The sequence below is a fragment of the Bradyrhizobium sp. USDA 3397 genome (genome assembly GCF_054060965.1).
Map to the genome: position 1 here is coordinate 3200722 of NZ_JBSSDS010000001.1, position 13298 is coordinate 3214019.

General features: G+C 65.0%; 10 protein-coding genes. 6 read left to right on the top strand and 4 right to left on the bottom strand.

The window, feature by feature from the left end; genetic code table 11:
• Positions 1–6 precede the first annotated feature (6 nt).
• A complete protein-coding gene (gene pobA / locus ACVWYQ_RS15090) occupies positions 7–1179 on the bottom strand; it encodes a 4-hydroxybenzoate 3-monooxygenase (RefSeq protein WP_404543571.1) in 1173 nt (390 codons plus the stop codon).
• Positions 1180–1228: 49 nt separating this feature from the next.
• Between pobA and ACVWYQ_RS15095 the strand changes: the two genes are divergently transcribed.
• Positions 1229–2134, top strand: coding sequence for a helix-turn-helix domain-containing protein (locus tag ACVWYQ_RS15095; RefSeq protein WP_404543572.1), 906 nt, complete (start codon positions 1229–1231; stop codon positions 2132–2134).
• Between the two features lie 346 nt (positions 2135–2480).
• The gene (locus tag ACVWYQ_RS15100; RefSeq protein WP_036035558.1) at positions 2481–3092 is read left to right on the top strand and encodes a LabA-like NYN domain-containing protein; all 612 of its coding nucleotides are present in this window, start codon (positions 2481–2483) and stop codon (positions 3090–3092) included.
• Between the two features lie 23 nt (positions 3093–3115).
• On the opposite strand, the gene pcaG is transcribed toward ACVWYQ_RS15100, so the two are convergent.
• Entirely contained in the window at positions 3116–3742 is a 627-nt protein-coding gene (gene pcaG, locus ACVWYQ_RS15105; protein WP_404543574.1) for a protocatechuate 3,4-dioxygenase subunit alpha, read from the bottom strand.
• Between the two features lie 5 nt (positions 3743–3747).
• Positions 3748–4536, bottom strand: coding sequence for a protocatechuate 3,4-dioxygenase subunit beta (gene pcaH / locus ACVWYQ_RS15110; protein ID WP_036026596.1), 789 nt, complete (start codon positions 4534–4536; stop codon positions 3748–3750).
• 90 nt (positions 4537–4626) lie between these two features.
• Here pcaH and ACVWYQ_RS15115 point away from each other — a divergent pair, with 90 nt between their 5' ends.
• From ACVWYQ_RS15115 to ACVWYQ_RS15125, 3 genes are all read left to right on the top strand, one after another.
• On the top strand, positions 4627–5556 hold the full coding sequence (locus ACVWYQ_RS15115; protein ID WP_404543576.1) for a LysR family transcriptional regulator: 930 nt from the start codon (positions 4627–4629) through the stop codon (positions 5554–5556).
• A gap of 99 nt (positions 5557–5655) precedes the next feature.
• The gene (pncB, locus tag ACVWYQ_RS15120) at positions 5656–6960 is read left to right on the top strand and encodes a nicotinate phosphoribosyltransferase (protein ID WP_456725791.1); all 1305 of its coding nucleotides are present in this window, start codon (positions 5656–5658) and stop codon (positions 6958–6960) included.
• Positions 6961–7287: 327 nt separating this feature from the next.
• Positions 7288–8601, top strand: coding sequence for a GGDEF domain-containing protein (locus ACVWYQ_RS15125; protein ID WP_404543577.1), 1314 nt, complete (start codon positions 7288–7290; stop codon positions 8599–8601).
• An 8-nt stretch (positions 8602–8609) separates the two neighbouring features.
• On the opposite strand, the gene ACVWYQ_RS15130 is transcribed toward ACVWYQ_RS15125, so the two are convergent.
• The gene (locus ACVWYQ_RS15130; protein WP_404546344.1) at positions 8610–9230 is read right to left on the bottom strand and encodes a TetR/AcrR family transcriptional regulator; all 621 of its coding nucleotides are present in this window, start codon (positions 9228–9230) and stop codon (positions 8610–8612) included.
• A 662-nt stretch (positions 9231–9892) separates the two neighbouring features.
• Here ACVWYQ_RS15130 and ACVWYQ_RS15135 point away from each other — a divergent pair.
• Positions 9893–13297: an acyl-[ACP]--phospholipid O-acyltransferase gene (locus tag ACVWYQ_RS15135; protein ID WP_404543579.1), complete on the top strand. Its 3405-nt coding sequence runs from the start codon at positions 9893–9895 to the stop codon at positions 13295–13297.
• Position 13298: the final 1 nt, after the last annotated feature.

Genomic DNA, 13298 nt, shown 5'->3' on the forward strand with positions numbered 1-13298 from the left:
GATCGCCTAAAACGGCAGCCCCGTATAGTTCTCCGCGAGCAGCCGCTGCGCCGTCTCGGACGAGAGCAGGTAGTCGAGCTCCGTCTGCTGCAGCCGATCCTCATATTCGATCCGGTCGGGGAAGCGGTGCAGCATCATCGTCATCCACCAGGAGAAGCGTTGCGCCTTCCAGATTCGCGCGAGCGCCTTGGCGGAATAGCCCTTGAGACCGGCATCGTCGCCGCTCTGATAATGCGCGAGCAGCGCGTGATAGAGATAGTAGATGTCCGATGCGGCGCTGTTCAATCCGCGCGCGCCGGTCGGCGGCACGATGTGCGCGGCATCGCCGGCGAGGAACAGGCGGCCATAGCTCATCGGCTCGGCGACGAAGCTGCGCAAGGGCGCGATGCTCTTTTCGATCGACGGACCCGTGATCAGGCGGCCGGCGACCTCGTCCGGCAGGCGGCGCTTCAGCTCGGCCCAGAACGCATCGTCGCTCCAGTCCTCCACCTTGTCGGTCAAAGGCACCTGGATGTAATAGCGGCTCAGCACCTGCGAGCGCAGCGAGCAGAGCGCAAAGCCGCGCTCGTGCTTCACGTAGATCAGCTCGGGCGATACCGGCTTCGTGCGCGACAGCACGCCGAGCCAGCCGAACGGATAGACTTTCTCATATTCGCGCAGCACGTCCTTCGGGATCGACTTGCGGCTGACGCCATGGAAGCCGTCGGCGCCGACGATGTAGTCGCAATCGACGCGGATCGTCTGCCCGTTCGAGCGATACGTCACATAGGGCCGATCCGACGTCAGATCGTGCGGCGTGACGTCCTCGGCATTGTGCACGACCTTGCCGCCGGCCCGGTCGCGCGCCTCGTAGAGGTCGCGCGTCAGCTCGGTCTGACCGTAGACCAGGACCGAATTGCCGCCGGAATGCTTGTGCAGGTCGATATGGGACAGCACGCCGTCATGGGCGATCTCGAACCCGTTGTGGATCTCGCCCTCGCGGTCCATCCGCTCGCCGCATTGCGCCTCGCGCATCAGCTTCGCAAAGCCGTGCTCGAGCACGCCGGCGCGGATCCGGGCCAGCACGTGGTCGCGGCTGTATTTCTCCAGCACGATGGTGTCGATGCCCTTGAGGTGCAGGAGCTGGGACAGCAACAGCCCGGACGGCCCCCCGCCGATGATACAGACCTGAACTTTCATTTTTGCGTCCTCCGTCGGCATTTTTTTGCATACGTTAAGCCTCAGACCGATGGAGGGTTTCGCCTTTGTCTTGTACTATTCGAACATGAAAAGCGCGGCCCCCGCCCCGGCCATCCGGGTCTACAATCTGTTCGGCGAGTCCGGCGATCTGCCCGATGTCGTGCATTGCGAGACGATCGCCTCGCGTTCGGTGCTGCACGACTGGACGCTGGCCGTGCACCGCCATGCCCGGCTGCACCAGGTGCTGCTGATCGAGCGCGGCGGCGGCGAGGCGACGCTCGACGGGCGCGTGGTGCCGCTGAGGCCAATGCAGGTCGTCAACGTGCCGGTCGGCCACGTCCACGGCTTCCGCTTCGTGCCCGATACGCAAGGGTGGGTGTTGACCATCGCCGCGGAGATTCTCGATGAAGCGCTGCTCGCCGCCGAGGGCCTGCGCGGTGCGCTGTCGCGGTCGGCCGTGGTGCGCGGCACGCCGCAGATCCGCGCCACGATGAAGCAGATCTTCGCCGAGCACGCCGCGCGCGACTTCGGCCGTGCGCATGTGCTCCGCGCCTTGTCGTCGGCCATGATCGGGCTCGTGGCCCGCGCGCTCACGGGCGAGGCCGGCGGCAACGGCACCGCGGAAAGCGGGTTGTTCCGCCGCTTCGAGGCGCTGCTGGAGCAGCATCATCTGGAGCGCTGGAGCGTCGCCGACTATGCCGAGGCGCTGTCGGTAACGCCGACGCATCTCAACCGGATCACGCGGGCGGCGACCGGCGACACCGCCTCGCATCTGATCCTCAACCGACTGATCCGGGAGGCGCGGCGCAACCTCGTCTACACCAACCTGCCGGTCTCGACGATTGCCTACGCCCTCGGCTTCGAGGACCCCGCCTATTTCAGCCGGGTCTACGCCGCCGCCACGGGCGTTTCGCCACGCGCGTTTCGCGCGCGGCTCCATGGCGGCGAAGGCTGAGGCACCGGACAAAGGACCGGGGCATGTCTGATCGACGCGCCGCGCAGAACCGCGATGTCTCTCGTTGCCACTTACCTTCGTATATAGCGCCCCATCCTTTGGATAGAGGCGCTTTACCTCCGTACAATTGAGCGGGGCACGCCCTCGCCCTAGCGTCACAGCATTCGGCGCCCTGGCGCTGGTGGCATGGAACCTCCCTAACCTCGGCGCAAGGCGGCCAACCCTGTCCGGTCGTCTGCGCCGCTTTTTCAGCAAGCCATCGGCGCGCTCAAGTATTTCCCGCCGATACGCCGCGCCATTTCGGCTGGACGGTCGGCTTTCGTGCCGAACCTGGGAGTTGTGCATAATGTCTTCGCTTGGGAAGAGCGCGCTCTTTATCGACGGCTCCAATTTCCATGCCACCGCTAAGGCGCTCGGCTTCGAGATCGACTACAGACGCCTGCTCAGTGAATTTCAAAGCCGAGCTACGCTGTTACGGGCCTTCTACTACACGACGATCATCGAGGATCAGGAATATTCGTCGATCCGCCCCTTGATCGATTGGCTCGACTACAACGGCTTCACCGTCGTCACCAAACTCGCCAAGGAGTTCGTCGACTCCGCTACCGGCCGCCGCAAGGTGAAGGGCAGCATGGATGTGGACCTCGCCGTAAGCGCGATGGAGCTTGCCCAGCACGTCGATCAGATCGTGTTGTGCTCGGGCGATGGGGACTTCCGTTCGCTGGTCGAAGCCTTGCAACGCCGCGGCGTCCGCGTGACCGTCGTCTCCACACTCTCCACTCAGCCGCCCATGATCGCCGACGACCTGCGCCGGCAGGCGGACATATTCATCGATCTGGTGGAGTTGAAACCAAAAGTGGGGCGCGATCCACCCGATCGACCTGTATCGCGCGAAATGCGGCAGCCACCGCAATTCCTCGCGCGCGGAACGATCAGGCGCGACGACCGGGTGGAATGATCGAAGGACGGCGGCCCGACACCTCACACGTCGAAGAACACCGTCTCCTCCGGCCCCTGCAGATTGATCGTGAAGGAATACACGACCTTGCCGGCGCGGTCGGTGCGCTTTGCGATCAGCGTTGCGCGCCGGGCCGGCTGCTCGATGAGGTTGAGCACGGGATCGGCGGCGTTGGCCGCTTCCTCGTCCGAGAAGTAGAGCCGCGTGTTGAGGCCGATGTTGATGCCGCGGGCGACGATCCAGAGGTTGACGTGCGGCGCGCATTTGCGCCCCGTCCTGTCGGTGATCGCGCCCGGCTTGATGGTCTCGAAGGTGACGAGGCCGCTGTCGAAGTCGGAGCCGGCGCGGCCCCAGCCGCGAAACTCGTCCTCCAGCGCGCCGGCGGAGCGATCGGCGGGATGGTTGTAGCGGCCGGCCGCATTGGCCTGCCAGATCTCCAGCAGCACGTCGCGCAGCGGCGTGCCGGTGCCGTCGAGCACCTTGCCCTCCAGCGTGATGCGCTCGCCTTTGGTGTTCGGGCTCACCAGCACGTTGGAAAAATTCGTCTCGAAGATGTCGAAGCCGGCCATCGCAGGGATCAGGCCGATATGGACGTAAGGCCCGGCGGTCTGCGAGGCGGTTTCCTTGAGATAACTGAGCGGTTGCGGCATGGACGTTAGTTCCCCGCGGTGCGATTTTCGAAATAGGTGGAGCGCTGGCCCCGCAGCACGATGTCGAAGCGGTAGGCGAGCGAGTCGAACGGCGTCGAGGCGTTGAGATCGAGCGGCGCCACGAGGCGGTCGAGCGCGTCCTTGTCCGGGATCGTCGTCAGGATCGGGCAGACCGGGATCAACGGATCGCCCTCGAAATACATCTGCGTGATCAGCCGCTGGGCAAAGCCCGAGCCGAACACCGAGAAGTGGATGTGGGCGGGGCGCCAGCTGTTGACGTAGTTGCGCCAGGGATAGGGGCCCGGCTTCACGGTGCGGAAGTAATAGTAGCCGGTGTCGTCGGTGAGCGCGCGGCCGCAGCCGCCGAAATTGGGGTCGATCGGCGCCAGATAGGTGTCCTTCTTGTGCCGGTAGCGGCCGCCGGCATTGGCCTGCCAGAACTCGACCAGCGTGTTCGGAACGCCCCGGCCGGTCTCGTCCAGCACGCGGCCATGGACGATGATGCGCTCGCCGACGGGATCGCCGTCCTTGGCGTAATTGCGGATCAAATCATTGTCGAGCGGGCCGAGATCGTTGTGGCCGAACACCGGCCCCGTGATCTCCGAGATCGAGTTCTCCAAGGACAGCAGCGACTGGCGCGGCGAGCGCAGCACCGAGGACTTGTAGCCTGGCGCATGCGCCGGCGGATGGATCGCGCGGTCGCGCTGGAAGAAGCCGCCGTCGCCGAGCGGCGGCGTCAAGGGCTCGGGACGATTGAGGCGGGGATCCCGCAAGGCTGGCGCCTGGGCATTCATCGGCGTTGTCTCTCCCTGGGAGCCCGGGGTCGGGCGGCTTATCGGGAGAGCATGAGCCAGCCTATTCTCAAGATAAATAGATGAATTATAATGAATTACATGAAGGAAATCGATCATTTGGCCCTCGACGGCCATGCCCTCGAGCTGTTCCTGGCGGTGCTGGAGGAAGGCTCGGTGACGGCGGCAGCGACGCGGCTCGGCCTCACCCAGTCTGCCGTCAGCCACGCCCTGAACAAGCTGCGACGCATTGCCGGCGATCCGCTGTTCGCCAAATCCGGCCGTGGCATCGTTGCGACGGCCCATGCGCAGGCACTGGCCAGCAAGGCACGCGCGCTGATCGACGAGATGCGCAGCTTTGCCGGTGGTGTCAGCTTCGCGCCGGAGGAGGCCCAGCTGTCGCTGACGATCTCCGCCAACGACTTCCAGCGCGACCTGCTGTTGCCGCGGTTCTTCGATCACGTCGCCGCACAAGTGAAGAGCCTGAACCTGCGCGTGATCCCCTCGCAATCGCCCTCGCCCGCGATGCTGCGCGAAAACCGCTGCGACCTCCTGATCACGCCGCTGCCGCCGTCGGGCGTCGACATCGTGCAGAAGCGGCTGCTGAGGGATCACTACGTCTGCTACTACGATCCCAAAGCGCGCGCCGCGCCGGCCAGCCGAAATGCCTATCTCGCGGCGCGTCACATCACCGTGGTCTATACCGACAATGAGCGGCTCGACTTCGACCGCCGGCTGGCAGCGAACGGGCTCCACCGCGACATCGCGATCTCCGTGCCGAGCTTCTCGGGCGTGCCGTCGTTTCTGCGCGGCTCACAGATGCTGGCGAGCATGCCGAGCCTGCTCGCGTCCGACGTAATGCGCGGCTTTGCGCAAACACCGATCCCGCTGGCGTCCCGCACGAAGACCCTGGCCGAGCTGCCGATGTTCATGGTCTGGCACCAGCGCTACCAGAAGGACCCGGCCCACCGCTGGGTCAGGAGCCAGCTCGAGGCCGTCGCGGCGACGGCCGCCACGTTCTGACCTGCCGTTCTCATGGCTTGAGATCAGGCGCCGCGCTCCGCAAGACTGCCCTTCCCAAACCCACTGGTTGCGCAGGGGGAGCCGCGCTAAAATCCCCCCATGACAGTGACTGACATTGCGAACCGGACCTACAATCACAGCTGGCGGCTGGATCCCATTATCCGCAGCCTGCTCGATACCGACTTCTACAAACTATTGATGTTGCAGATGATTCGGGAGGACTACCCGAGTCAGAATGTGACCTTCTCGGTCATCAACCGCTCGCGCCATGTGCGGCTTGCCGAGATCATCGACGAGGGCGAGCTGCGCGCCCAGCTCGACCATGCCCGCACCATCCGCTTCACCAAGAAGGAGCTGATCTGGCTGGCCGGCAACACCTTCTACGGCAAGACCCATATGTTCTCGGCGGATTTCATCCGCTGGCTGGCGGAATTCCGCCTTCCCGAATACGAGCTGCGCAAGGTCGAGGGCCAGTACGAGCTGCATTTCCACGGACCCTGGACCCACACCACGATGTGGGAGATTCCGGCGCTTGCGATCCTCAACGAGCTGCGTTCGCGTGCGGCGATGAAGGGCCGCGGCCGCTTCGAGCTCGACGTGCTCTACGCCCGCGCCAAGGCCAAGTTGTGGACCAAGGTCGAACGGCTGCGCCAGCTCGAGAGCCTGCGGCTCTCCGACTTCGGCACGCGTCGCCGCCACGGCTTCCTCTGGCAGCGCTGGTGCGTCGAGGCGGTGAAGGAAGGCCTCGGCCCCTCCTTCATCGGCACCTCCAACGTGCTGCTCGCGATGGACAACGATCTCGAAGCCATCGGCACCAACGCGCACGAGCTGCCGATGGTGGCCGCCGCGCTCGCCAGGGACGACGAGGAATTGCGCTGGGCGCCCTACCGCATTCTCGACCAGTGGCGTCAGACTTACGGCGGCAACCTCCTGATCGCGCTGCCCGACGCCTTCGGTACCAGGACCTTCCTCCGCGATGCACCGGAATGGGTCGCCGATTGGACCGGCTTCCGCCCCGACAGCGCGCCGCCGATTCAGGCCGGCGAGGAGATCATCGCCTGGTGGCAGAAGCAGGGTCGCAACCCCAAGGACAAGCTGCTCGTCTTCTCCGACGCGATGGACGTCGGCTCGATCGAGGACACCTATCGCCACTTCGCAGGGCGCGTGCGGCTCTCCTTTGGCTGGGGCACCAACCTCACCAACGATTTCGTCGGCTGCACGCCGGACGGCTCAATCAGCCTCGATCCGATCTCGCTGGTCTGCAAGGTCTCATCGGTCGACGGCCGTCCGGCCGTCAAGCTCTCCGACAATCCGGAGAAGGCGACCGGCCTGCCCTCGGAAATCGAGCGTTATCTGCGCGTGTTCGGCGACGCCGGTCGCGTGCGCAAGCCGGTGCTGGTGTAGGACACACGTCCACGGAGAGTGTGTAGCGCCCGTCCGCCGCTACGTCGTCATTGCGAGGAGCTCTTGCGACGAAGCAATCCAGAATGATGCCGCGGAGGCAGGCTGGACTGCTTCGCTGCGCTCGCAATGATGAAGCATTGGTTCGCGATATCGCATCAGCTCCGATTTCGCGGCATTTGAAACGATCTGCGCGCATCCACGTCACATTACCTTCACCCTCCGTCACAATCCCTCGCGCGTTTCAGGTCGAGTTAAGCAACCATCTCGTCTACTTTGCGTTGCAGGCGCAACGCCCTCTAGGGCGCGTCGATCGACTTGGGGACTGGTGTGTTTCGCAGAACAGCGGCGTCGGCGGAGGGCGGCAACCTCCTTCACGTCATCAAGCTCGTCTCGCCTTTCGTGATGGTCGTCGTGCTGCAGGCGGCGATCGCCGGATTCAGTCTCGAGGTGATGTCGTCAGTCCGCGCCTATGTCGCCGGCGAAGCACTCTGGTCGCGCTCGCAGAAGAACGCAGTCTACTTCCTCAATCTCTATCTGCATTCGGGCGAACCGAGCCAGTTCGCGCAATATCAGGCTTCACTCGCCGTCCCCATCGGCGACGAGTTCGCACGCTGGGCGCTGGAACGCGATCCGGTCGACGTCGAGGCCGCCCGCGTCGGCTTTCTGCAAGGCGGCAACCATCCCGATGACGTCCCGGGACTGATCTGGCTGTTTCGCTATTTCAATCGCGTCAGCTTCCTCCAGGACGCAATCAGGGAATGGGCCGCCACCGATCCCATGCTGCTGGAGCTCAGCGTGTTCGGCGAGGTCATTCGATCCGAGCTGAAGAAAGGTCCCATTCAGGACGACGACCGCCTGCAATTCCTGTCGTCGCGGCTATCGGAGCTCAATGCCCAGTTCACGGTGCATGCCAAGCAATTCTCCACCGTCCTCGGCGAAGGATCCCGGGCGATCAAGCTGACGCTGACGGGCATCAACATCCTCACCGCCGCGGCGCTGATCCTGCTCCTGATCTGGCATACGCGGCGCCTGGTGCGGCAACGGCAGACCTTCGAAGACGCCTTGCATGCCGAGAAGGAGCGCTTGGCCTGGCAGGCATCGCATGATTGGTTGACCGGCCTCTCCAACCGCCGCGCCTTCGAGGCGCGCCTGCAAGCCGAGCTGGACAATGCCGCGGCGGGTGCGCTCGCCCTCATCCTGCTCGACCTCGACCAGTTCAAGAGCGTCAACGACAGTTGCGGCCACCTCGCCGGCGACCGCCTGCTCTGCCAGGTCTCGCGCCTGCTGCAGCAGGACCGGCATGCGCATGATCTGGTGGCCCGGCTCGGCGGCGACGAATTCGGCCTGATCCTGCCGCGATGCTCGCCCTTCGATGCCGTCGACATCGCCGAGCGTCTGCGCCGGTCGCTGGAGCTGTTCAATTTCGCCTGGGACGACCGTTGCTTTGCCGTGACCGCCAGCATCGGCGTCGCCTGCATCGCCGACGGCAACATCACGCTCGAGGATGCGATGCGACGCGCGGATGCCGCCTGCTACCGCGCCAAGGAAAAGGGCCGCAACCGCGTTCAGGTCGAGAATGGGCGATCGGACGTTGTCGTCGTTGCGCCGCGCCCGCGCGAAGCGGTCGCGGCACGAGGGTAATGGCGTCGTCACCGCAGGGGCCGAATTCCAAGTCCTGCGAGATGGGTGTCGATGAATTGTTCGATCTGCTGGCGCAGCATCTGCGACGGCACGGCCACCATGCGCTCCTCTAGGCCGAGCGAGATGATGCCATGCACGGCGGAAAACAGCGTGCGTGACAGCAGCGCGATCTTCACGTCGTCCGCATCCGGCAATAGCCGCACCAGGGGCGGATGCATCAGCGCGAACGCATCCATCACCATCTGGAGGATGTCGTCCGGATAGGGGCGATCGTCCTCCATCCGATGCTCGAACAGGGAGCGCAGCAAATTGGCGTGCGCGGCGAAGAAGTCGAGATAAGTCTCGGCGAGCCCATAGAGCTGGCGGACCGGATCCTCGGCAGGAACAGCACGGAGTCGGGCCGTGAGCGCCTGAACCGTTTCCCGGTTCACCGTCAGAATGACCCCGTCGAAGTCGCCAAACTCGTTATAGACGCTGCCGACCGAGCAGCCGGCAGCCTCGGCAACATCCCGAACCTTCAATGATCTCAACCCCTTAGCTGAGATGATGCCGCGGGCGATCTCGACGATATGGAGCCGGCGGCGAAATTTTTTCTGATCGCGCCGCGATTCTTCTTGAACATTGTTCATTTTCAAGCTACTCATGTGAACATTGTTCAATTTAACCTGGAGACCTGGAAAATGCAAACCCTTGCTGTCGAGATCGCCACCACCTTCGTCGATGACGCCGCCGCCCTTGTCGCCGGCTTTGGCCGGGCCCTGCTGCGGCTGGCCATGGCGCCGATCAATCGCATCGCCAATGCCTGCGACGTCGCAGGTGTGCTCGCCGAGCGCCGGGCGACCTTCCGGCTGTGGCGGACCAATCGTGCCCGTGCGCGTCAGGAGCAGCGCCGGTTCAGCCTGCTCGGCCGCTTCTCGCCGTTTCGCCACCTCGCCCATCTCACCTGAGGCACGTGCACGCGGGTCGGCTCGAATGCAAGCGCCGGCTGCAAGGATGGACTTAACCATGTCCGGACGGGCGTGGCCGATCCGGCGGATTTCGACGATGCGGGTCAGTCTTTCCTTCATCGCCCGGCGCCATATCCGGGCGAGCGAGGCCGCTCCGCCCGGCCTCGACCGGATATTTGCGAACCTAACGATGCCGATTGGAGACCAACAGGATCGGAGGAACCGAGGGGACAGAGCAGGCCAGCAACTTGGTTGCCGCGCAATCGTTCGCCCTATGCTTCCGGTCGTGACGTTTCACAGACAACGTAACAACCTCAGTCTGCCTTGCCAAAACAGGACTAGTCATGATCAGGGAATTGATGTCGTCACGCCGCTTCGCGCCGCTGTTCTGGGCGCAATTCTTCTCGGCGCTCAATGACAACGTGCTCAAGAACGCGCTCGTCATCATCCTGCTCTACAGCGCCGCGACGAGCCATGGCGATGCGCTGGTGACGGTGGCAGGCGCCGTCTTCATCTTCCCCTACTTCATCCTGTCCGGGCTCGGCGGCCAGCTCGCCGACAAATACGTCAAATCCGTCGTCGCAAGGCGGCTCAAATTCGTCGAGATCTTCGCAGCTTGCTTCGCCGCTGCCGGCTTCTTCCTGCATTCGGTGCCGCTGCTGTTCGCGGCGCTCGCGCTGTTCGGCACCATCGCCGCCCTGTTCGGTCCCGTGAAGTATGCGATGCTACCGGACCAGCTCGAGCTCGGCGAACTCGCGACCGGCAACGCGCTGGTCGAAGGCGCGACCTTCATGGCGATCCTGCTCGGCACCGTCGCCGGCGGCCAGTTCGTGGCCGGCTCCGCGCATATGGGCTGGGTCGCATCGGCCGTGGTCGGGCTGGCCGTGTTGTCGTGGGCGTTCGCCTCCCGCATCCCGCAGACGACGCCCTCCGCGCCTGAGCTGCCCGTCGATGCCAATCCCTGGACCTCGACGGTGAGCCTGCTCAGGACGCTTCGTGCCGACCATCGCCTCTGGGACGGCACCGTGATCGTCTCCTGGTTCTGGCTGGTCGGCGCCATCGTGCTGTCACTGCTGCCGGCGCTGATCAAGGACGTCGTCGGCGGCACCGAGGGCGTGGTGACGCTGTGCCTTGCGATCTTCGCGATCGGCATCGCCATCGGCTCGCTGTTTGCCGCCAGCCTCAGCCACGTTCGCCCGAACCTCGCGCTGGTGCCGATCGGCGCCATCATCATGGGCTTTGCGGGCCTCGATCTCGCCTTCGCCATCGGCGTCACCGCCAAGGGGCAGGACATCACCGCGCTCGGCTTTGCGACCTCGTTCGCCGGCTTGCGCATGCTGGCCGACTTCGTCGCCTTCGCGTTCGGCGGCGGCCTGTTCGTCGTTCCGTCCTTTGCAGCGGTGCAGGCCTGGTCGCAACCTTCCGAACGCGCCCGCATCATCGCCGCCGGCAACGTGCTGCAGGCCGCCTTCATGGTGGTCGGCTCGCTGTTCGTCGCGCTGCTGCAGGCGGCCGGTCTGCATATCGGCTGGATCTTCTTCGGCCTCGGCGTCGCCAGCTTCGGCGCGGTGTGGTTCGTGCTGACCAAGTGGGGCAAGGAGGGCGTGCGCGACGCCGGCGGGCTTCTGTTCCGTGCCCTGTTCCGTACCGAGGTGCGCGGCCTCGAAAACCTGCCGCCTCCGGGAACGCGCATGCTGATCGCGCCCAACCATGTCAGCCTGATCGACGGCCCGTTGCTGCACGCCGTGCTGCCGATCGACGCGAGCTTTGCAGTCGATACCGGCATCGCCAAGGCCTGGTGGGCCAAACCGTTCCTGCGCGCCGTCAAGCACTACACCATGGATCCGACCAAGCCGCTGGCCGCACGCGACCTGATCAAGCTCGTCGCCGCGGGCGAGCCCGTCGTGATCTTCCCGGAAGGACGGATCACCGTCTCGGGCTCGCTGATGAAGGTGTATGACGGCACCGCGATGATCGCGGACAAGGCCGACGCCGTGGTCGTGCCGGTCCGCATCGAAGGCGCGCAGCGCTCCTATCTCAGCTATCTCAACTCCAGCCAGATCAAGCGGTCCTGGTTTCCGCGCGTGACGGTCACGATCCTGCCGCCGGTCAAGCTTCCGGTCGACGAAACGCTCAAGGGCAAGGCACGCCGCAACGCCGCCGGTGCCGCGCTGCAGGACGTCATGATCGACGCCCTCGTCAAGAACGCCATGCTCGATCACACGCTGTTCGAGGCACTCGGACACGCCTATCGCGACCGCGACACCGGCAAGGTCATCATCGAGGACGCGCTCGGCACCAAGCTGACCTATCGCAAGCTGATCCTCGGCGCGCAGGTGCTGAGCCGGAAGCTGGAGAGCGGCACCGCAATCGGCGAGAATGTCGGCGTGCTGCTGCCGAACTCCGCGGGCGTTGCCGTCGTCTTCATGGCGCTGCAGAACAGCGGCCGGGTGCCGGCGATGCTCAACTTCTCGGCCGGGCCGGTCAATGTGCTCGCCGCGATGAAGGCCGCGCAGGTCAAGACCGTGCTGACGTCGAAGGCCTTCATCGAGAAAGGCAAGCTCGACAAGCTGATGACCGCGATCGCGGCGGAAGCGCGCGTCGTCTATCTCGAGGACGTCCGCGCCTCGATCGGCCTCGCCGACAAGATCAAGGGCCTGCTTGCCGGCACCATGCCGCGCGTGCCCCGCCAGGCCAACGATCCCGCCGTCGTGCTGTTCACCTCGGGCTCGGAAGGCACGCCGAAGGGCGTGGTGCTGTCCCATCGCAACATCCTCGCCAACGCGGCGCAGGCGCTGGCGCGGGTCGACGCCAATGCCAACGACAAGGTGTTCAACGTGCTGCCGGTGTTCCACTCGTTTGGACTCACGGGCGGAATGATGATGCCGATGCTGGCGGGCATTCCGATCTACATGTATCCCTCGCCGCTGCACTACCGGATCGTGCCCGAGCTGATCTACCAGACCGGCGCCACGATCCTGTTCGGCACCGACACGTTCCTGACCGGCTATGCCCGCTCGGCGCACGCTTACGACTTCCGCACCCTGCGCCTCGTCATCGCCGGCGCCGAGGCGGTCAAGGATCGCACGCGACAGGTGTTCATGGAGCGCTACGGCATCCGCATCCTCGAAGGCTATGGCGTCACCGAGACGGCGCCGGTGCTGGCGATGAACACGCCGATGGCCAACCGTCCCGGCACCGTCGGGCGCCTGTCACCGCTGATGGAAAGCCGTCTCGATCCGGTCCCCGGCATCGAGGAAGGCGGACGCCTCTCGGTGCGCGGCCCGAACGTGATGCTCGGTTACCTCAGGGCCGAAAATCCCGGCGTGCTCGAAACGCTCCCCGACGGCTGGCACGACACCGGCGACATCGTTTCGATCGACGCGGCCGGCTTCATCACCATCAAGGGCCGCGCCAAGCGCTTTGCCAAGATCGCGGGCGAAATGGTCTCGCTGTCGGCAGTCGAAGCCATCGCGGCGTCGCTATGGCCGCAGGCGGCATCCGTCGCCGTGTCGATCCCCGACCAGCGCAAGGGCGAGCGCATCGTGCTGCTGACGACCGAGAAGAACGCCGAGCGCAGTGCGATGCAGGCCCAGGCCAAGGCGATCGGCGCCTCCGAGCTGACCGTGCCCGCTGCGATCATGGTGGTCGACAAGGTGCCGTTGCTCGGCACCGGCAAGACCGACTATGTCACGGCCACGACGATGGCGCGCGAGCAGGCATCCCCGCCGGAGCGCGAGGTGGCGTAAG

Excerpts from the sequence above, each read along its gene's own strand:
- pobA (WP_404543571.1), bottom strand. The coding sequence starts at position 1,179 with ATGAAAGTTCAGGTCTGTATCATCGGCGGGGGGCCGTCCGGGCTGTTG.
- ACVWYQ_RS15095 (WP_404543572.1), top strand. The coding sequence starts at position 1,229 with ATGGAGGGTTTCGCCTTTGTCTTGTACTATTCGAACATGAAAAGCGCG.
- ACVWYQ_RS15100 (WP_036035558.1), top strand. The coding sequence starts at position 2,481 with ATGTCTTCGCTTGGGAAGAGCGCGCTCTTTATCGACGGCTCCAATTTC.
- pcaG (WP_404543574.1), bottom strand. The coding sequence starts at position 3,742 with ATGCCGCAACCGCTCAGTTATCTCAAGGAAACCGCCTCGCAGACCGCC.
- pcaH (WP_036026596.1), bottom strand. The coding sequence starts at position 4,536 with ATGAATGCCCAGGCGCCAGCCTTGCGGGATCCCCGCCTCAATCGTCCC.
- ACVWYQ_RS15115 (WP_404543576.1), top strand. The coding sequence starts at position 4,627 with ATGAATTACATGAAGGAAATCGATCATTTGGCCCTCGACGGCCATGCC.
- pncB (WP_456725791.1), top strand. The coding sequence starts at position 5,656 with ATGACAGTGACTGACATTGCGAACCGGACCTACAATCACAGCTGGCGG.
- ACVWYQ_RS15130 (WP_404546344.1), bottom strand. The coding sequence starts at position 9,230 with ATGAACAATGTTCAAGAAGAATCGCGGCGCGATCAGAAAAAATTTCGC.
- ACVWYQ_RS15135 (WP_404543579.1), top strand. The coding sequence starts at position 9,893 with ATGATCAGGGAATTGATGTCGTCACGCCGCTTCGCGCCGCTGTTCTGG.